Source organism: Flavobacterium sp. ASV13, from assembly GCF_000745775.1.
Taxonomy (GTDB): Bacteria; Bacteroidota; Bacteroidia; order Flavobacteriales; family Flavobacteriaceae; genus Flavobacterium.
In genome coordinates, this window is the sequence record NZ_JQJY01000002.1 from 353841 (window position 1) to 374752 (window position 20912).

Annotated in this window: 17 protein-coding genes and 1 tRNA gene; 6 read left to right on the forward strand and 12 right to left on the reverse strand. The window is 32.8% G+C overall.

The window, feature by feature from the left end; all coding sequences use genetic code 11:
• The first annotated feature begins 4 nt into the window (after window positions 1-4).
• Both GQ47_RS05300 and GQ47_RS05305 read left to right on the forward strand, forming a co-directional pair.
• Window positions 5-373, forward strand: coding sequence for an MmcQ/YjbR family DNA-binding protein (locus tag GQ47_RS05300; RefSeq protein WP_035645909.1), 369 nt, complete (start codon window positions 5-7; stop codon window positions 371-373).
• 108 nt (window positions 374-481) lie between these two features.
• Window positions 482-1183, forward strand: coding sequence for a PH domain-containing protein (locus tag GQ47_RS05305; protein ID WP_035646832.1), 702 nt, complete (start codon window positions 482-484; stop codon window positions 1181-1183).
• Between the two features lie 140 nt (window positions 1184-1323).
• Here GQ47_RS05305 and GQ47_RS05310 read toward each other — a convergent pair whose 3' ends face one another.
• The gene (locus GQ47_RS05310; protein ID WP_035645912.1) at window positions 1324-2424 is read right to left on the reverse strand and encodes a DUF4407 domain-containing protein; all 1101 of its coding nucleotides are present in this window, start codon (window positions 2422-2424) and stop codon (window positions 1324-1326) included.
• Window positions 2425-2659: 235 nt separating this feature from the next.
• Between GQ47_RS05310 and GQ47_RS05315 the strand changes: the two genes are divergently transcribed.
• Window positions 2660-5470, forward strand: a complete 2811-nt coding sequence (locus GQ47_RS05315; RefSeq protein ID WP_035645916.1) for a TonB-dependent receptor — start codon at window positions 2660-2662, stop codon at window positions 5468-5470.
• Window positions 5471-5543: 73 nt separating this feature from the next.
• Window positions 5544-6602 carry a phytase gene (locus GQ47_RS05320; protein ID WP_035645919.1) on the forward strand — a complete coding sequence of 353 codons (1059 nt, stop codon included), beginning with the start codon at window positions 5544-5546 and terminating at the stop codon, window positions 6600-6602.
• Between the two features lie 127 nt (window positions 6603-6729).
• On the opposite strand, the gene pckA is transcribed toward GQ47_RS05320, so the two are convergent.
• Together pckA and GQ47_RS05330 are read right to left on the reverse strand one after the other, a co-directional pair.
• Window positions 6730-8334, reverse strand: a complete 1605-nt coding sequence (gene pckA, locus GQ47_RS05325) for a phosphoenolpyruvate carboxykinase (ATP) (RefSeq protein WP_035645922.1) — start codon at window positions 8332-8334, stop codon at window positions 6730-6732.
• Window positions 8335-8634: 300 nt separating this feature from the next.
• On the reverse strand, window positions 8635-9021 hold the full coding sequence (locus tag GQ47_RS05330; protein ID WP_035645925.1) for a DUF423 domain-containing protein: 387 nt from the start codon (window positions 9019-9021) through the stop codon (window positions 8635-8637).
• Window positions 9022-9212: 191 nt separating this feature from the next.
• On the opposite strand from GQ47_RS05330, the gene GQ47_RS05335 reads away from it, so the two are divergent.
• A complete protein-coding gene (locus GQ47_RS05335) occupies window positions 9213-10577 on the forward strand; it encodes a saccharopine dehydrogenase family protein (RefSeq protein WP_035645927.1) in 1365 nt (454 codons plus the stop codon).
• 215 nt (window positions 10578-10792) lie between these two features.
• Here the strand turns inward: GQ47_RS05335 and GQ47_RS23725 are convergent, their stop codons facing one another.
• The 7 genes from GQ47_RS23725 to GQ47_RS05375 form a co-directional block, all read right to left on the reverse strand.
• Window positions 10793-12469, reverse strand: coding sequence for a M56 family metallopeptidase (locus GQ47_RS23725; protein ID WP_051951372.1), 1677 nt, complete (start codon window positions 12467-12469; stop codon window positions 10793-10795).
• A gap of 122 nt (window positions 12470-12591) precedes the next feature.
• Entirely contained in the window at window positions 12592-14010 is a 1419-nt protein-coding gene (locus GQ47_RS22815) for a M56/M15 family metallopeptidase (RefSeq protein WP_081909318.1), read from the reverse strand.
• Entirely contained in the window at window positions 14007-14378 is a 372-nt protein-coding gene (locus tag GQ47_RS05355; protein WP_035645929.1) for a BlaI/MecI/CopY family transcriptional regulator, read from the reverse strand. Before GQ47_RS05355 ends, GQ47_RS22815 begins: the two co-directional genes overlap by 4 nt.
• A 142-nt stretch (window positions 14379-14520) precedes the next feature.
• Complete coding sequence (locus tag GQ47_RS05360; RefSeq protein ID WP_035645932.1) at window positions 14521-15483, reverse strand: DUF6624 domain-containing protein; 963 nt, start codon at window positions 15481-15483, stop codon at window positions 14521-14523.
• Between the two features lie 17 nt (window positions 15484-15500).
• Complete coding sequence (locus GQ47_RS05365; RefSeq protein WP_035646839.1) at window positions 15501-15923, reverse strand: hypothetical protein; 423 nt, start codon at window positions 15921-15923, stop codon at window positions 15501-15503.
• Between the two features lie 103 nt (window positions 15924-16026).
• Window positions 16027-16464 carry an energy transducer TonB gene (locus tag GQ47_RS05370; RefSeq protein WP_051951377.1) on the reverse strand — a complete coding sequence of 146 codons (438 nt, stop codon included), beginning with the start codon at window positions 16462-16464 and terminating at the stop codon, window positions 16027-16029.
• Between the two features lie 270 nt (window positions 16465-16734).
• Window positions 16735-18123, reverse strand: a complete 1389-nt coding sequence (locus GQ47_RS05375; RefSeq protein ID WP_035645934.1) for a dipeptidase — start codon at window positions 18121-18123, stop codon at window positions 16735-16737.
• A gap of 109 nt (window positions 18124-18232) precedes the next feature.
• Between GQ47_RS05375 and GQ47_RS05380 the strand changes: the two genes are divergently transcribed.
• Window positions 18233-18317, forward strand: a tRNA-Leu gene (locus GQ47_RS05380).
• Between the two features lie 593 nt (window positions 18318-18910).
• Here the strand turns inward: GQ47_RS05380 and GQ47_RS05385 are convergent.
• Together GQ47_RS05385 and GQ47_RS05390 are read right to left on the reverse strand one after the other, a co-directional pair.
• Window positions 18911-19441 (reverse strand): hypothetical protein, encoded by a 531-nt coding sequence (locus GQ47_RS05385; RefSeq protein WP_035645935.1) that lies wholly within the window; start codon window positions 19439-19441, stop codon window positions 18911-18913.
• 57 nt (window positions 19442-19498) lie between these two features.
• Complete coding sequence (locus GQ47_RS05390; protein WP_035645937.1) at window positions 19499-20911, reverse strand: KAP family P-loop NTPase fold protein; 1413 nt, start codon at window positions 20909-20911, stop codon at window positions 19499-19501.
• Between the last annotated feature and the right edge of the window lies 1 nt (window position 20912).

The window sequence follows — 20912 nt, forward strand, 5'->3', positions numbered from 1 at the left end:
AATTATGAATTTAGAAACGTATTACGAATATTGTCTTTCGAAAAAAGGTGTCAGCGAACATTTTCCTTTTGATGAAGATACTTTGGTATTTAAAGTTGGCGGAAAAATGTTTGCATTATCTTCTCTTTCACAATGGGAAAAAAATGAGCCGTCAGTCAATTTAAAATGTGATCCGGACCGCGCAGAAGAACTTAGAGCTGAATATGACGAAATAAAACCTGGATTTCATATGAGCAAAGTGCATTGGAATACCGTGGCTTTAAACGGAAATTTGCCGGACAAATTTGTGAAAGAACTTATTGATCATTCGTATGAATTGGTTTTCAAAAGTTTGACAAAGAAAATTCAGAGTGAAATTATCGACCCGAGGTAAATTTTTTACCGAACAGGCGGAGCAATTAGAAAATTAGGCATTACATTTGCATCGTTAGAAAAAAAACTTAGCTGTTTGGCAGCTTTGAAACTTAGCAACTTAAAAGCAATGAAAGAACAATTTAAAAAATTTCTGAACGAAGAACAAGATCCAAAAGCGATTGAAAAAATCACTTCGAAACTTACAGACTTATTAATGAAAGGCGAAGAAGTTGGATACATCGCAGTGCAAAAAAAGCCTGCTCTTACTGTTTTTCCTGATAGCATTGTATTAACAAACAAGCGTATCATCATCTGTAAGCCTAAAAATTTAGGTCTTTCTATGGATTTTACAGATTATACTTGGGATGATATTGCAAGTACTTTTGTAAAAGAAAACATTTTGGGTTCTGAGTTTTCATTTGGAACAAAAACTGATTTAGCAGTTTCTATTGATTATATTCCGAAAATTCAGGCTAGAAAAATTTATACTTACGCGAAAGAACAATTAGATTTATTAAAAAATCCAGTTCAAACCGCAACTCCTGTTCAAGAAACAACTGAACCTGTTTTTGAAGAAGAAGAGGAAGAAATCGAAGAAGTAGAAACAGAAGAAGTAACAAGCTTTGCTGAAATTTTACCTGCTGCTCCAGCTGTTACAGAAACGTATGAACCGCTTCCGACTCAGCCAACTGGAGAGCGCAAATTAAGCGATTTATCTAAAGAAGAACTTTTTGATAAATTACAGAATTACAAAAAACTCCTTGACAACGGTTTAATCATGCAAGGAGAATATGATGCTTATAAAAAAGAGATTTTAAGTTATATGTAATAGCTTAACCGCAAAGGTCGCTAAGACTTACGCAAGGTTCGCAAAGAAAAACCCATCAGCATAACTGATGGGTTTTATTTTTTATAAAAAACTTTGCGAACCTTTGCGAAAAAACCTTGCGTTCTTTGCAGTTAAATAATTTACAAAGTTGCTTTCTGTTTTTCTACAAAACTATTCGATTGAAGTTCCAGTAATTCTTTTGCGTTTTTTCGCTGAAGATCATAGAGCGTTTTATCTTCGGCGATATCAGCGTAAACTTTATCGTGCATTTCGGCGCTGGTTTTTACTAATAAATCACGTTGGTATTTATTTTGCGTCAAAGTCGCTTTCATTGCGGTTTCAGCTTCTTCTTGTTTGAAATCGAATTCCCCTTTTGGCGCTAATAATTTGGCAATAATTGGAGAAGTTTCGATTGCCAAAAACAACAGCATTATAAAAAATGATGGCAACCAAGGCAACTTGTTTAATGCATTGATACGTGCCATTAAGCCGTCGAAACCTTCAATAATTGGTTGTGTTTGCGAAACTTTCTTATCTAAATCGGCTTGCAATTGTTTTCCGATTTTTTCTTTTTCGGCAATTTTAGCTTCGTTTGTCGCTTTTAAAGTTTCGTATTCTTTAAGAGAGGCATCGTGTTTTTCTCGTTTTTCTTTATAAACCGGGCCTTTTCCCAATTTTTTAGTTCCAGCAGTGCCTTCTGCTTCTGTAATATAAGTCGAGTATAAAGCATTTACTTCTTTTTCTTTCTTTACAATATCAGCTTTTAAAGCGGCGATTTCTGCTTTATTCTTATCTAAATCGGTTTTGAAATAGGTTCCAATTTGTTTTTTATTGGCCAATTCCATTTCGTTTTTTTCTTTCAATAAAACGGTATTGATTTCTTTTTCGAAAATTTTAATTTCTAAAGGCTTCGAAATTACAATCGCAATAATAATCGCCAAAGCAATACGTGGAGTCGCCTGCAGGAATTCATCCATAAAACGATCCCTTTTCTTAATAGTAGAAACAATAAAACGATCTAAATTAAAAATCAGCAAACTCCAGACAAATCCAAAAATTAAAGCCGGGTAAATAGAGTCGAAAACAGTAAAAAGTGCATAAGCACTGGCCAGAAAAGCCATAACTGCGGTAAAAAACACGGTGGCACCAATACCAACATATTTGGTTTGTTCGCCTTCTGAGCATCCTTCTAACAAATCTCGGTCGGCACCGGAACAAAGGATAAAAAATTGTTTTAACATGATTGATGATTTTTGATTGTGATTGATAAGGCAAATTTAGCGCCAAAAATTTAATTCTGAGGTAAATAGTTGATTTGTTTTCATTTGCACATTAAATTATTTTAAACAAATAAGTGTTAGTTTAACATTAATAAGTTCATTTTTTGTCAGAGGAATCATAACATTATGTTAATTTCTTTCAACTTTTTAAATAACATAAAGGTTCTAGTTTCGCAGGAAATCAAACTAAAACACAATGAGAAAAATTTATTTATTAGTAACATTTATGCTATTGGCCTTTTCAGGTTATGCTCAAAAAGCAATAATTTCCGGAAAAGTATTAGATATTGACGACAAACTTCCTTTGCCTGGAGCGATGATTCAAATCGTAGGCGAAAACAAATACACGGTTTCAGATTACAACGGCCGTTTCGAATTATTAAACATAAATGCTGGAACATATAAACTTGAAGTAAAATATATTGGATACACTTCTATAACAAAAGAAATTACGGTAGAACAAGGAAAAAACAACGTAATTGATTTTGCCCTAAAAACTTCAGGAACTGAGTTGAATGAAGTTGTGGTTGGAGACATTTTGAAAGGTCAGGCCAAAGCGCTGAATCAGCAAAAAAACAATAAAAACATCGGAAACGTAATCTCTTCAGATCAAATGGGTCGTTTTCCTGATGCCAATGTTGGAGATGCTTTAAAACGTGTTCCAGGTATCACGATGCAAAATGACCAAGGTGAGGCGCGTAATATTATTATTAGAGGTCTTGCTCCGTCTTTGAACTCGGTTACTTTAAATGGAGACCGAATTCCATCGGCTGAAGGAGATAACAGAAACGTACAAATGGACTTGATTCCGTCTGATATGATTTCGACAATCGAAGTAAACAAAACTTTGACTTCAGACATGGATGCCGATGCAATTGGAGGTTCTGTAAACTTAATTACAAGAGCAACTCCAAACGGTGAAAGAATTTCTGCAACACTTGCCGGAGGTTACTTGCCAATTCGTGAACACGCTTCATACACTGCAGGTTTAGTTTATGGTAACCGATTTGCAAATGACAAATTAGGAGTTGTTTTCAGCGGATCATATAATAATGTAGATTACGGATCTGATAACATCGAAAACGAATGGGTAAAAGATGATTTTGGAAACGAATATTTACAAGCTTCAGAAATCAGAAAATATGATGTTCAACGTATTCGCCGAAGCGCTTCTGTAGCTTTAGATTATAAATTTGACGAAAACAATACCATTTTTGCCAATGCAATTTATAACTGGAGAGATGATCGCGAAAATCGTTTCAGAACCACTTATGATGATATCGAGCCAATTTACAACGGCGAAGAAATCACTGGTTTTGAAGGCCGTGTAAAACGTCAGACAAAAGGTGGAGTTGACAACAACAGAAACAAAAACAGAAGATTAGAAGATCAGCGCGTTCAGAATTATTCGCTTCGTGGAGAACATTTAATCAATTCAACTTTAGATTTGGATTGGTCTGCCAATTATGCAAAAGCGAGAGAATATCGTCCGCAAGAGCGTTATATCGAATACCGCCAGAAAGGTTTGGAAATGATGGAAGACTTATCTGATCCAAGATTTCCTTTAATGACAACTGTTGGCGAATCTGTAGACGAATTCAAATTTGATTCAGTTACCGAAAATACAGATGAAACTAGCGAAAGCGAATTTGGTGCTAAAGTAAATATCCGTTTTCCATTCTCTGTAATTCCAGGAGAAAAAGGAAGATTGAGAACAGGTCTTAGACTTCGTTTGAAAGAAAAAGAAAGAAACAATTCGTTCTATTCTTACGAGCCAATCAACGACGGAATGGAATTATTATCTGAAGTTCCAACCAGTTATTACGACGGAAAAAACTTCAATCCGGGAAGCAAATATGTACCGGGAACTTTTGCTTCGGCTGCCTTTTTAGGAGGTTTGGATTTAAACAATCCGACTTTATTCGACAAAGAAGCAGATCCAGCAGAATATTTGGCTGTAAACTACAATGCTAAAGAAAGAATTACTGCTGCCTATGTAAGATGGGATCAAGATTTTAATGATAAACTTTCAATGGTTTTAGGTTTCCGTGTTGAGAATACACACATTGATTATACAGGAAACCGAGTTTTAGATGAAGAAGAATTAGAAAGCCAAATCAACACAACAAACTCTTATACTAACTTATTGCCAAGTATTTCATTTCAGTACAATGCCACAAAAGACTTAGTTTTAAGAGCTGCTGCAACTACAGCATTAGCACGTCCAAACTATTATGCATTAGCGCCATATGTAAATAATATTGCTGCTGATAAAGAAATTACAGCTGGAAACCCAGATCTTAACGCAACGTATTCATACAATTATGATTTCATGGCCGAGAATTATTTCAAATCTGTTGGTTTGATTTCTGGAGGTGTTTTCTACAAAAAATTACATGATTTCATTTATAATTATAGTGATAATCAATATACAGATGCAAAATTTGCTGCTGATTTCCCAAATCAGACAAATCCTATTCCAGCTGGAGAAAACTGGTCTTTTGTTCAATCTAGAAATGGTGATATTGTAGACGTTTACGGGTTTGAAGTTGCTTTTCAGCGTAAATTGGATTTCTTGCCAGGTGCATTTTTGAAAGGTTTTGGTATTTATGTGAATTACACTTACACAAAATCTAAAGCTAAAGGAATTTCTGATGAAGATGGAAACGAAAGAAACGACATCAGTCTTCCAGGAACAACGCCACACATGTTCAACGGATCTTTATCTTGGGAAAATAAACGCTTTTCTGCAAGAATCTCGACAAACTTTACTTCTGATTATTTAGATGAATTGGGTTCAGAATCGTATAAAGACAGTTATTATGACAAGCAATTCTTTTTAGATGCAAATGCTTCTTATAAAATCACGCCAAAACTTCGTCTTTTTGCCGAAGCTAACAACTTGACAAATCAGCCATTACGCTACTATCAAGGTGTTGAAGCGCACACAAAACAAGCTGAATATTACCAGGCACGTTACAATTTCGGATTGAAACTAGACTTGTAAAATCTGTTTTTTAAAATTCTTAAATTAGACAGAGTTTACCGCTCTGTCTAATTGCATTAAAATATATAACATAATGAAAAATAAATCTTTAGTTGCTCTTTTGCTTTTAGCAGTTTCCTTTACTGCTTGTAAGGACGATAAATTAGCTCCCGTACAACCAAATGCCGTAAAACCGACAACTGTTACTCAAGCTTTGCCTCACGATACAGATGATCCATCGATTTGGATTCACCCAACTGATGCTTCAAAAAGTATAATCGTTGGAACTGATAAAGATACAGACGGCGGATTATATGCTTTTGATTTGAAAGGGAAAATCCTTAAAAAATCAATTCCATTAAAGCGACCAAACAATGTTGATATCGCTTACGGATTACTAATTGACGGAAAAAAAGTGGACATTGCCGTTACCACAGAACGCGAAAGCAACAAAATCAGAATTTTCAGTTTACCTGATTTAGAACCAATTGACAACGGTGGAATTCCAGTTTTTGAAGGAGATTCAGAAAAAGATCCAATGGGAATTGCACTTTATACACGTCCAAGCGATAAAAAGATTTTTGCTATTGTAGGAAGAAAAACCGGACCTTCAGGAAGTTATTTATGGCAATATGAACTTTCAGGAAATGGAAAAAATGTTTCTGCAAAAGTGGTTCGTAAATTCGGAACTTACAGCGGCAAAAAAGAAATTGAAGCCATTGCTGTTGATAACGAATTAGGTTTCGTTTACTATTGTGACGAACAAGTTGGAATTAGAAAATACAAAGCAAATCCAGCTTTAAACGATAATAAAGAATTGGCTTTCTTCGGCCAAAAAGATTTCAAAGCTGATCATGAAGGAATTGCGATTTACAAGAGAACCGATTCTACAGGATATATTCTAGTTTCAAATCAACAAGCAAATTCTTTTATGGTTTACCCGAGAGAAGGCGCAAAAGGAAATCCAAACAATCATCCTTTATTGGCTGAAGTTCCAACTTCAACAATTGAATGCGACGGTGCCGATGTTACAAGTGTAAATTTAGGCGGAGCATATAAAAACGGACTTTTCGTAGCAATGAGCAACGGAATGACATTTCATTATTACGCTTGGGATTTGATTCAAAAACGTATTGACGAATCAAAAAAATAAAGATATAAGTCTCAAGTTTTCGGTCGCAGTTTTCAGTGTTTATTTATTTATTTTTTCTGCGATTGAAAACAAAAAAAAGCTGTTCAAATTGAACAGCTTTTTTAATTTTGAATTAGTAATTGCCCCTTTATTCTGTAATCGGTGCTCCTGCTAAAATTTCAGCATTCGCAAATTCTTCAAATTTGGCAAAATTAGCTTTGAATTTCTGAGCTAATTCTAACGCTTTTTTATCGTATAAATCTTTGTCTGCCCAAGTATTTCTTGGATTCAAAATTTCCTCAGGAACATTTGGACAAGATTGTGGTTTTGCAATTCCAAATACTGCGTGATCTTTATATTCTACATTATCCAGTTCTCCGTTTAATGCGGCAGTAATCATAGCACGAGTATATTTTAGTTTCATACGGCTTCCTGTTCCGTAAGGGCCTCCAGTCCATCCAGTGTTAATCAACCAAACTTTTACTCCTGCATCTTTCATTTTTTTGCTTAACATTTCAGCATATTTTGTTGGATGCAAAGGCATGAAAGGCGCTCCAAAACAAGCTGAGAAATTTGGCTGTGGTTCAGTTATACCAGCTTCAGTTCCAGCTACTTTTGCAGTATATCCAGAAATAAAGTGATAAGCCGCCTGACCTGGAGTCAATCTTGAGATTGGAGGCAAAATTCCGAAAGAATCTGCCGTTAAGAAAAAAATATTTTTAGGATTGTGGCCAATTGAACCTGGCTGAATATTGTCAATGTGTGTTATTGGATAACTAACACGTGTATTTTGAGTGATCGAAACATCATCATAATCCACTTCATTAGTTCCAGCTTTGAAAACCACATTTTCTAAAAGCGCACCTTTTTTGATTGCTCTGTAAATATCTGGTTCATTCTCTTCAGATAAGTTGATTACTTTCGCATAACAACCTCCTTCAAAGTTGAAAACTGAATTTTCGCTTGTCCATCCGTGTTCATCGTCTCCAATTAATTTACGTTCTGGATCTGCAGATAAAGTTGTTTTTCCTGTTCCTGACAATCCGAAGAAAATTGCAGTATCACCGTCTTTACCAACATTAGCACTACAGTGCATCGGAAGTGTATTTTTGAAAACTGGCAAAATGAAATTCAACGCAGAGAAAATTCCTTTTTTCATTTCTCCTGTATAACCAGTTCCACCAATAAGAGCGATTTTTTTAGTAAAATCTAAAATTGCAAAATTAGATTGGCGCGTTCCGTCTACAGCAGGATCTGCCATAAAACTTGGAGCGCAAACTACTGTCCATTCTGGAGTAAAATTTGCTAATTCAGACTCTTCTGGTCTTAAAAACATATTGTAGCAAAACAAGTTTGACCAAGCCGTTTCAGTTACAACTCGAACATTTAATCTGTACTTGTCATCAGAACAAACGTATGAATCACGAACAAAAACTTCTTTGTCTGATAAAAACTTTGTTACCTTATTATATAGTTTTTCAAAAGCTTCTGGTGCAAAAGGAATATTTACATTTCCCCACCAAACTTTATCTTCTGTAATCGCATCTTTTACAATAAAACGATCTTGTGGAGAACGTCCTGTAAATTCACCTGTATTAATAGCCAATGCTCCTGTTGAGCTTTCGACACCCTGGCCTGACTGTAAAGTAATGGCATGCAATTCATCTGGGGATAATTGATAGCGAACTTTAGCATTTTCAATTCCTAATTCTTTTAACGAAATCGATTGCGAGAAAAGTGTGTTAGTGTCCATAAATTTTAAGTTGTGTGTGATGTTTGATAGAATGCAAAATTACAGATTTATTGTAAATCCTTTAAAAATATTTCAATTTCACTTTAATTTATGTCAAAAAAGCAAAATTTGAACTTTAAATTCAATAAAATAAAAAAATAAGAGCTTCTAATTTGTTATCTTATAACCTTTTGTGTCAATTTGTTATATTTTTCTCTTTTTAAAGTCAAAAACAAAATAAATTCACACAAATACGATTATATGTTATTTATGAGACAAAATTAAATATTAATTTTCAGATAGAATTTTTTATTCGGGATTTTATGATTTTTGCTTCAAAATAGTAACAAATAAGGTCAACCAAGCGAAAATTAATAGCATTCCGCCTAAAGGTGTTGCGAATCCTATAAATTTAAAATCGAATAAAGTGAAGTTTTTTGTAGCCAATAAATAAATCGAACCGCTAAAAAGAATAACACCTCCAAGAACCAAATTATAAATTGTTTTTAAGGTTTTTTCAGCAATATCTTTTCTGGTCGAAACAAAAAATAAGAAGAAAGCATGATACATTTGATAACGAACTCCAACTTCAAAAGTATTTAGTTCTTCTACAGATAAATATTTTTTTAATAAATGAGCTCCAAAAGCTCCTAAAATAATAGCTAACATTCCGATAAAAGCTCCCGTCAAAACTATTCTTCTTTTCATGTTTTTGTTTTCTAATTACTATGCAAAAATACTCAATACAATTAGAAAAAAGCGTTTGCTTTTTGCCAAAAAATAGCTCAGAAACTTAAATATTTACATTTTAACTTATTTCAAAAATAAATTACATTTTTTCTTATTTCACATTGTTATATTTATAACATTTTAATATATTTGTGTTATAAATATAAAATATGAGAAGCATATTAATTTTTGGAGCGGGGCGCTCAGCGTCGTCACTGATTCGTTATTTACTTTCAAAATCGGAGAGCGAGAACCTTCATTTGGTTGTTGCGGATCTATCTTTGGCATTGGCCGAAAAAAAGACACAAAAGCACCCAAATGCGACTCCAATTGCTTTAGATATTTTTAATGCTGAAGAAAGAAAATCGGCAATTGAAAAAGCTTCCATTGTCATTTCGATGCTTCCGGCACATTTACATATTGAAATTGCCAAAGATTGCCTTCATTTTAAAAAACACCTTGTTACAGCTTCTTATATAAGTGACGCGATGCAGGCGCTTGATGAAGAAGCAAAAAAAAACAATTTGATTTTCATGAACGAAATTGGTCTTGACCCCGGAATTGATCATATGAGCGCCATGAAAGTAATTGATGAAATTCGATCAAAAGGCGGTAAAATGCTTTTGTTTGAATCTTTCTGCGGCGGACTTGTAGCACCTGAATCTGACAATAATTTATGGAATTATAAATTTACCTGGGCACCAAGAAATGTAGTTTTAGCTGGACAAGGCGGTGCGGCTAAATTTATTCAGGAGGGCACTTATAAATACATCCCGTACAGCGCCTTGTTCCGCAGAACTGAATTTCTCGAGGTTGAAGGCTATGGGAAATTTGAAGCGTATTCAAACAGAGATTCGCTTAAATACAGATCGGTTTACGGACTTGATGATGTCCTGACTTTATATAGAGGAACAATTCGAAGAGTTGGTTTTTCAAAAGCCTGGAATATGTTTGTTCAACTCGGAATGACGGATGACAGTTATGTTATCGAAGATTCTGAAAACATGAGTTACCGTCAATTTATGAATTCGTTTTTGCCTTATCATCCAACGGATTCTGTTGAAATAAAAACAAGATTCATTCTGAAAATTGACCAGGACGATATTATGTGGGATAAACTTTTGGAACTGGATTTATTCAATCCCAATAAAAAAGTGAATCTTCCAAATGCAACTCCGGCTCAGATTTTAGAAAAAATATTGACTGACAGTTGGACTTTGGAAACTGAAGACAAAGACATGATTGTCATGTATCATAAATTTGGTTACGAACTAAACGGCGAGAAGAAACAAATTGACTCAAAAATGGTTTGCATTGGCGACGACCAAACTTACACCGCAATGGCAAAAACAGTTGGGCTTCCGGTTGCGATGGCAACATTGTTAATTTTGAATGGAAAAATCACAACTCCAGGCGTTCAACTTCCAATTAAAAAAGAAGTTTACGAACCCATTTTAAAGGAATTAGAAGAATACGGCGTAATTTTTAATGAACAAATCGTGCCTTATTTTGGATATAACCCGGACTTGTTTTAGTCCAAGTTTTTTGATTTTATTTTTTAGAATTTTTTTTTAGTTTATTTTATCCGCTTCTTCGATGCAAAAGAAGCGGATTTTTTTTTGAAGGGACAAAGTAACAAAGGTCCAAAGGGACAGAGGTTTTCAATCTTTGTCAAGCCTAAATATTTTTAATTTCCAAAAATGCTTGGTTCAAAATTTATCTTAAGATAAGCTGCTGCTTTTTTTGCCTCCTATTTTTTGGCTGAATCTTCATTTTGAATTGTTATTGGCAAAGTATAAAGCACACGAACTGGCTGTCCTTTTTGAATTCCTGGATTCCATTTTGGAGAAAGTTTCAACACACGAATTGCCTCATCACCTAATCCAAAACCTAAATCTTTTACTACTTGAAATTCTGAAAGTGAACCGTCTGTTTCAATCATAAATTCTACTATAACCTTTCCTTCAATTTTATCTGCTGGTGTTTTAAAATTTTTGCCTACAAATTTGTAGAATTCCAATATGCCACCCGGATATTCAGGTTGTCTTTCAACATCGTTTATAGTTGTTGTGATCTCTTTTTCTGGCGTTTTTTGAATTTTATTTTTTCGCGTGTCTTCACTAGCCATAATTGTTATGGTTCCGGCATCTCGTACTTGATTTTTGCCATACGCTTTATCATAACCTTCAGCAGTAAACAATGTTACTTGATATTTTTGCGGAAACTTCTTGCTTCTTGCATTTTTATGCACAATACTATTAAAGTAAGAAACAAAATTACTTGCCTGATATTCATTTAATTCTGAATTAGAAACATGTTTTCCATCAATCCAAACAGCATAATTTTCGCTGTTTTTAAAACCTTCATATTCCTTTGAATCAGGAGATTTTTTTGCAAGAGATGGCACAGGCGGAATAAGCTTTTTTTCCTGTTCTGTTAATTCAGAGTACTTCTTTTCAACAAAAACTTTATTGCTTTTATTTTTGAAAACAAAAGAAGTATTTGCGTAATATTTGTCTGAAGACGGAACGTTCTGTGTCTTTTTGTTTTCAACACCCGATTTAGTTTCCTGCGCAATAGTTTCTACACACAAGAGAAACGCTAAACCAATAACAACGGGCAAGGCAGCAATTTTCTTTAGAAACGCTGTGTTTTTTGATGTTCTTTTTTTCATCATAATTAATCGTTTTTTTGTTACTAAATAATTCAAATTACTGGCCAAGTAAATCGTTTGACTTCCATTTGCTTTATTTAAGAGCAGATTTTGATAAAATGGAACATCGTTATAAGTTTTCACAATTTCCTGATCGGCAAGAAATTCGTGATTGAGTTGTATTGCTTTTTTATAAAATAAAAAGGTTGGATTAAACCAAAAAATGGTCTTTAAAAACTCTATAAACAAAATATCTAATGTGTGTTTTTGAGTAACATGAACTAGTTCATGCGTGTATAATTCGGCTTCAATATTTTGTTTATTATAATCATCAACATTAATAAAAATGTAATTCAAAAAAGTATACGGCAGAATTTTTTCTTCTACTAAAATCAATTTTGAATTTTTAAAATCGACTACAGGATTACTGCTAATTTTAGACGTGAAATTTTTAATGTTTCTTCCAAATCTTAGTGCCAATATTAAAGTCACTAATCCATATAAACTCCATAAGAAAATCAATTTATAATTGGTTTCCTCAACAACATTTTGCATCTGAATTATTGGCTGATTTACAACTTGCAAATTCGAAGAATTTGCCGGAATTTCTTTGATTACTTCAAATGAAACAAACGGAATAATTAATGAAATTACGATTGAAAAAAGCAAATAAAATCTATTAAACTGATGCATTTTCTCTCTTTCTAATACCAAATGATAAAAGACAAGAAAGACGCTTAAAGCCACTGTTGATTTTATAAGAAAGTCTGTCATTTTTTCTTTTTTTGAAGTTTAAAATCCATTCATTAACTGAATCCCAAAATATTGTATGCTAATGATGCGATAGAAATATTTAATTGTCTAATTCAATAGCGATAGCATGTCCTCGTAGACATTTATAGTTTTATGAATTCAACTATTTTATTTGCAATTTCATTTTGTCCATTTTCGCTAATCAGATAATTTCTGTCATTATCATTTGTTAAATAGCCAATTTCTACTAATAATGCAGGGCATTTTGAGTTTTTAAGCACATAATAGTTTGCATCTTTAACCTCTCCTTTAGCAAGTTTTTCGCTTGAGATTTTATCAACTAAATTTTTAGCGTTCTCCTTTGATTTTTCGTAAAACTCATTTTGTTTTGAAACATATGCATTTACTCCATTCTCATTCAGATTTTTTGAACTATTTACATGTAAAGAAATTACCAAGCTTGGGTTTATCTTGTTTATTTTCGATACTCTTTCACTTAACTGCACAAAACTATCGTCGTTTCTAAGCAAAATAATTTCAATTTCATCTTTGCCATTCAGCTCGTTTATTTTTTTGGCAATATTTTCCACAATTTTCTTTTCTTGCTCCGCACCTATTTGTGCTCCAGCATCTTCTCCGCCATGTCCAGCGTCAATTACTATAGTCTTTTTGCTGCCCAATGGTAATGGTTTGAAAGCAAATAATAAAAATAACATCAGAATACCTGAAACAGCTAAAGATTTCATTATTAAAACTCTTGTTTTTGAAGTGATTTTTGTCATCATGATAAGTCGTTTTTTTGTTGATAAAAAATTTAAATTACTAGTTAGATAAATGGGCTGCGAAGTACTTAATTTATTGAGCAAAAGCTTTTGATATAAACAAACATCATTGTGGGCATTTATTACATTTTCATCTGCCAAAAACTCATGATTAAGCTGAATGGCTTTTTTGTAGAAAATAAAAATAGGATTGAACCAAAACAACGTTTTCAAAATTTCTATAAAAATCACATCAAGAGTATGTTTTTGCTTTACATGTGCAATTTCATGCGTAAACAATTCTTGTTCAACTAATCCATTTTCAAAATCTTTTTGATTTATGTAAATGGAATTCCAAAAAGAATATGGCAAAGTTTCCTCTGAAAGTAAAACCATTCTTATGCCTTTATAAATAGTGATTTTAGACACTTTAGTCTTTGATGTGATTCTATAAATATTTCGGATAAATCGATAGCTCAGTATTAAAGTAATTACGATGTAAATTATCCATAATAGATAAAGCCAATAATTAGTTTGTTCTTCTATGTTTCTAATTGTCACTTCTTCCTGAATTGGAAGAGCTTTTGCCGTTATGGCCTGAAACTTAATTACATTATTGTACGCAATAGGAATATCTTGTTGAATTTCAAAAGACATAAAAGACACTCCTATCGAAAAAAGTAAACCAACTAATAAAAAGTACCTGTTGAAGTGAAACATTTTTTCTTTTTGCAAGAATAAATGGTACACAACCAAAAGAATAGTTAAACTAATCGTTGATTTTATAAGAAAGTCTGTCATTTTTTCTTTTTTTGAATTTCCGAGTCGATTATTTTCTTAAGATCTTCTAATTCTGAAGCGCTCAAATTTGTTTCAGTTGTAAAAAACGAAGCAAATTGTGATGCCGAGTTATTGAAGAAATTGCTGATCAATCCTTTTACGTGTTTCGAAAAATAATCTGTTTTTTTCACCAAAGGATAATATTCTCTCGAATTCCCGAATTCATTGTAAGCAACAAATTTTTTATCGATCATTCGTTTCAAAAGCGTTGCAACTGTTGTTGTAGCAGGTTTTGGTTCCGGATATGCTTCAAGCAAATCTTTCATGAAAGCTTTTTCAAGTTTCCATAAATGTTCCATTAATTGTTCTTCTGAGTTTGATAATTGCATTTTTTAAGGTTCTAAGGTTCTGAGATACTAAGCTTCTAAGGTTTTCTCTCTTGTTTGTTTTTTTTCTGAAGAATAAAATCTATTCTTTATTCTTTATTCTTTATTCTTTATTCTTTATTCTTTATTCTTTATTCTTTATTCTTTATTCTTTAATATTTTCAAGTTTTTCCAATTCAGGCAATTCTTTTTTATACGCTTCTAAATTCCATTCTATATTCATTTTTATTGCATAATCTGCTATAGGTCCGAGTCCAACTTCTGCGCGCCTTTTATCGACATTATCTGGATCAATCAGCGGCGATATGTACCATTTATTCGTTTTTTTATTCTTTGCGCTTTGGCTTCCATAAATTTGATGCCTTCCCTCTCTTAAAGCTATTCTATCTTCCAAATAAGCAAGATTTATTGGACTTGCATTACCATTTTTAACCGCGTGTCTCAACATTGGCAAATATTTTTGCTGGTATTTTAAATTAGAATGCTGAATAACCAAAAACAAAGTCTTATTTCCCTGAACACCAATAACATTTTTTCCTAGCCATCCCCTTTCGTCCAATATTTTCATGACCTTGATAAGATTAATACTGTCCTTTCTTAGCATGATTTTACCAATACTATCAATTTTTTTCTTGTCGGATTTTGGAGACTTATAAACATTCATAAATTCTCCGCGAATTTCCTGATCTTCAATATAAATTTCCGAAAGTTCTTTTTCCAGCTCCTTATCGTAATTTGTTCCAATAATCTCTAACTTCTTTTGCAGTTTCTCAATTGTTTTTTCCCATTCTTTTTCTGAATGCAACGATTTTAAATCCATTTCAATTTGAAGTTCATCCATGTTTTGAAATCCATTGTCAATAGCTAAATTCAACCATTTAAATGCCTTTTTATTCTCTTTTGCCATAGACGCGGAACATCCTGCACTGTAAAAATTTTTCGCAGATTTTTGTTCTATTTTAAAAGCTTTTTCATAATAAGCAACAGACATTTTATAGTTTTCCTTCCCGTAGCAGGAATCTGCTTTGCGAACCCATTCTTTATAAGTTTGCGCTTTCGCGGAAAAACAAATCATGACAATAAAACTAAAAGCGATTATTCTTTTCATGGTTGATTGTGAGCAGTTTATTTAATATTTTGTTCCGAGATTAATTCGCCTTTATTGTAATTTTTAATGCTTTTCAATTTTCCTTTATCCGAATAGAATTTCCATTCTCCAAAATAAAACCAATGCGTTTCAACCGAATTCGTTTCTAATTTTGTTTTCCCTTTTGATTCTAGTTTTCCGTTTTCGTAATAACTTTTTACAATACAAATTCCGTTTTTATATTTTTCTGTTTTATAAATTTTTCCGTTGATATAGGATTTCCACTTTTTTACCGGAACATCATGTTTGTAATATTCATACGATTTATAAGTCGTGCTGTCTTGGACATAATTATCAATCCAAACACCTTCTTTCTTATGATCAATTTTCTGATTGACCGGTTGGCTTTTACAACTTAATAGCAGTAATCCACAAAAAAATAATAAAAAATGATTTTTCATAAAAATGATAATTTCTACATTTATAGACATTGCTCTACAAATGTAGAAATAAAAATCAAACGTGCAACTTTTGTAGCAAAATTTTTATTCCATTAAAATTTTACTATTGTTTATCAGGTTCTTGAATAGAAATTGGAAGATGAAATTCAGCCGCTACCACTTTGCCGTTTAGTTTGCCAGGTATCCATTTTTGAGACAACCTTAATACTCTTAAAGCTTCTTCACCAGTGCCGTAGCCAAGATCTTTGACAACATGCATATCGGTTAGTGAGCCATCTTTTTGGACTATAAAAGTAACCTTTATGGTTCCTTTTAACACAATTCCGGTTGGCATTGATGGCACTTTGTAAAAATGGCCTGCAAATTTATAAAACTCCGGCATGCCACCAGGATATGTTGGCTTTTCGGTCAAATCTGCTGTTTGATAATAACCTGCTTGGGGTTTTGCTTCTTGCGCAATAGTTCTGAGATTATAAAACAAAATAAAAGCAAAACACAAAACTATTTTTATCTTGGAAACCGAATTTAATTTTGAGATCATAGCGGTATTTTTTTAGTTATTTCCTTATAAAAATAGTAATTTAATTCAAATGTGTTAATTATAATCTTAAGATACTAAGTATCAAAAAACTGAGTGGACAATATGATCAAAAAATTTAACCGCAAAGAGCGCAAAGTTTTTTCTAAGATTACGACTATAAACGCAAAGTTCGCAAAGCTATACTTGGAAAGCTTTGCGAACTTTTATAAATCTTACTTCAAAAATCTTAGCGAACTTTGCGTAAATCTTAGCGCTCTTTGCGGTTAAACCTTACTTAGAAAGCTCCACAAAATACTTGTAAAACAACGGAATAGTTTCAATTCCTTTCAAGTAATTAAAGATTCCGAAATGTTCGTTTGGCGAGTGAATGGCATCGCTATCCAAACCAAATCCCATAAGGATCGTTTTGCTTTTTAATTCTTTTTCAAACAAAGCCACAATTGGAATACTTCCTCCAGAACGAACCGGAATTGCAGGAACTCCAAACGTTTCTGTATAGGCTTTATTCGCCGCTTGATATCCTATGCTGTCAATTGGCGTTACATAACCTTGTCCACCGTGGTGAGGCGTTACTTTTACCGTAACTCCGGCCGGAGCAATACTTGTAAAATGTTTTGTAAACAATTCTGTAATCTCTTCCCAATCCTGATTTGGAACCAAACGCATTGAGATTTTAGCAAAAGCTTTACTCGCAATAACCGTTTTTGCTCCTTCGCCAGTGTAACCGCCCCAAATTCCGTTTACGTCTAAAGTTGGACGGATAGAATTGCGTTCGTTTGTTACATAACCTTTTTCGCCGTAAACATCATTTAAGTCTAAAGCTTTTTTATATTTTTCTAAGCTGAAAGGCGCTTTTGCCATTTCGGCTCTTTCTTCTGCGGATAATTCCTGAACTTTATCATAGAATCCCGGAATTGTAATATGATTGTCTTCGTCGTGAAGCGAAGCGATCATTTTTGCCAAAATATTAATTGGGTTCGCCACTGCTCCACCGTATAAACCTGAATGCAAATCGCGGTTTGGACCTGTAACTTCTACCTCAACATAACTTAAACCTCTTAAACCTGTCGTAATTGATGGTTGTTGGTTAGAAATCATTCCTGTATCAGAAATCAGGATAACGTCGTTTTTCAGTTTTTCCTGATTGCGTTCTACGAACCAAGCCAAACTTGCAGAACCTACTTCTTCCTCGCCTTCGATCATGAATTTTACGTTACATGGCAAAGTGTTGCTTTGTACCATTAATTCAAGCGCTTTTACGTGCATGTACATCTGACCTTTGTCGTCACATGCTCCACGTGCGAAGATGGCACCTTCTGGATGAATGTCTGTAGTTTTGATAACCGGTTCAAATGGTGGTGAAGTCCATAATTCTAATGGATCTGGCGGTTGAACATCGTAGTGTCCGTAAACTAAAACCGTTGGAAGATTTGGATCTATTATTTTCTCTCCGTAGATAATTGGGTAACCAGGAGTGTCGCAAGTTTCGACATAATCGCATCCTGCTTTTGATAAACTTTCTTTTACAGCCTCTGCTGTGTCAATAACATCTTGAGAATATGCAGTGTCAGCACTTACCGACGGAATCTTTAATAATTCGATCAATTCATTGATAAACCGATCTTTATGTTGTTGAACGTAGGACTTAATATTTTCCATTTAAATTATTTTTATAGAAACCCAAAAGTACCAAAAAGAAAATTAATATTTTTTTTGAAATTTTTCTTTGAATATTCGAAAGTATGCTTATCTTTGCACCCACAATTACGCGGATATGGTGAAATTGGTAGACATGCCAGACTTAGGATCTGGTGCCGCAAGGCGTGTAGGTTCGAGTCCTATTATCCGCACCAACAACAAGACTTAAGACACTGTTAATCAGTCAACTTAAGTCTTTTTTGTTTTTATTTTACCCCCAATTTTACCCCTTTTTTAGTTTGTTAATGCAAATTAACCTACTGTAATCTGCATAAACTCCTAAGTGTTCGTGACATGTATTAACCTATTATTTGACACTATAAATAAAACTTAAAAAGACAGAAATTATAATATTTGTTTAAAATTCAAAGATTAGGTTGCTCAATTTAAAGGGCGGGTAGATATAAAAAAATTAGCAGAGGGGGTAGCTTTAAGCATGGTACTTCTCCATGAAGAGCCAAAGGGTAATATTATAAATTTTGGTATATATAATATACTGCACATGTAATCGGCTATATAATTACAGTAAGATTATGGCAAAAATCGTATCTTTAGATGACAGTAATTTGTGGTGCTGTAATACAATATTTAAACCCATCTTAAGGACGGGTTTAGTTTATCAAATCATAAGTTCAAGCCTAAAAAAAAACTTAATTTTTTGGTAGAGGGGTATTATCCTCTGATTTTTCTCTTCGATCTTCTGGAAATGATGGTCTTTCAAGTGGTTGTGTTTGGGGTTCGTCGTCGTCTAACATAATTGAGTATTTTTAATGATTAAAATTGTAGATATAAAGAACAAAGTAACTAATGTTAAAATTATAAAAGTTTTTGAAACATATAAATCAAATGATCGAGTATCGTTAATTTTTGTATTTTCATCCGTTATACGTATTAACCTATCTATTAAATCATCTTCAAAATTTATTTTTTGCTCCTCTTCAACTAAACTGTTATAATCTGGAATAGTAATTTTTTGATATTTTCTGATCGATTTTAAATAGGAAATATTAGGGTAATTAAACCCCCTTAAATAATTATTATATGATTTTATCAGAAATAATATACTCATAGCAATGAAACAAATTGCAAGCGAAAATAATATCCCTAGCAAGACATTACATTCGAGATGTTTAAAAAGATAATCATTTGAAAAAAAATATGAAATAAATCCAATTAGTAAAGAAATTATACCAACAAGAACATTAATAGAATCATCTAATTTTGATCTTCTATTTAATTCACGATCATAAATATATTTATAAAACTCAAAGTCATTCATTTTTAAAAAATATAAGATTAATCATTAAACTTAATTACATAAAAAATAAATTTTACTTTAAGAAAATTTAAAAGACTCCATTAGATTAATCTTTTTCAATAAGTGTCCGATGCTAACTTCTCCTATTTGATCATAACGAGATATGCTCTCTAAAGCATGAAGAAAATTAGCCCCATCTTCTGATTTATCAACTACAGATTTAATTACTAACACATTGTTTCCTGATTCATATTTATACAATTTATTCCTAAAATAGGGATAATTCAAATAAATATTATATGAGTTTACTAAATATGCTTCAAGCCATAAAATTTCTCGCTCCGTATCTTCAGAAATGCTACCAGAAACAATTCTTAAAAACTCATCTTGCAATAACTCAATACTAATCTCCTTTTGATTTATTCTATTATACAAATCTTGTTCTATATTTTTCAAAAAAACTAAAAATAAATATAAAGATGGGATAACAAAGCTATTGTTAGCAAAAGCTCTTAATGCAATTCTCGAATGTGAAAATATTTTTTCTTGTTGGCGCAATGTAATTTGATTGTTAGCAAACAGAACCGAACATATACTTAAAAAATTATTTTTATCAGATGCTAATTGTCTGTACTGTTTACGATCTGCTGATTCAAAGAACTCATCAAATTCAAAAAAGCCATAAAGGTAATTATAAAAAGAGTTTGACTCAGGCTCAGGAAGAGAGTATTCTATATCTATAAATCTTCTCAAATATTCTTCATAATCCAAATTTTCACTACCATAAACTCCTCGAATAGCATTTCCTAACTGCTTTTTATCTATTGACAAAACAAATACAATATTTGGAACTGTAAAAAAGTGCTTAATTTGTTCAAGTAAAGAAACAGAATAGTCTGGTCTACATCGGTCTAGCTCATCAATCATAAACACAAGTGACTTTCCATTACTGGTATTTGCAACAAAAGTAGATAGACTTTTTTTAAACTCTTGAATCCCCTTTTTTCGTTCAGAATATTGCTTAACATCGTTCTCAAAAACATCTACCAAACCTTCAGTAATATCAGCTAATCCCTGATTTAAAGTTTCAATATTTATATATTTTTCTGCTAATGCCTTTACGATCGTAGGAGCTAAATGTTTTGATATTTTTGCAGCCTTTTCTACAGCTGAGGCAAATTGCTCTTTTGTTTTCTCAGTTTTAAGAGATTTTAATTCTCCCATCACAGCGGTTAATGGACTATTTTCAAAGTCATTTTCCCACGCATTGAAATATATGGTTTGAAATTCTTTGTCTTTCAAATCTTGATTCCACATTTTCAAAAAAGTTGTTTTGCCTGTACCCCATTTATTATTTATCGCAAGTACAAATCCTTCTTCATAGTTTTCAATCAAACTAGTTAAAACACTTGCATATTTTTTTCTATCAAGTTTGCAGTTATCAAAAGGACTTCCTGCTACAATTTCGATTTCTTCGTGTTTGATTCTCATG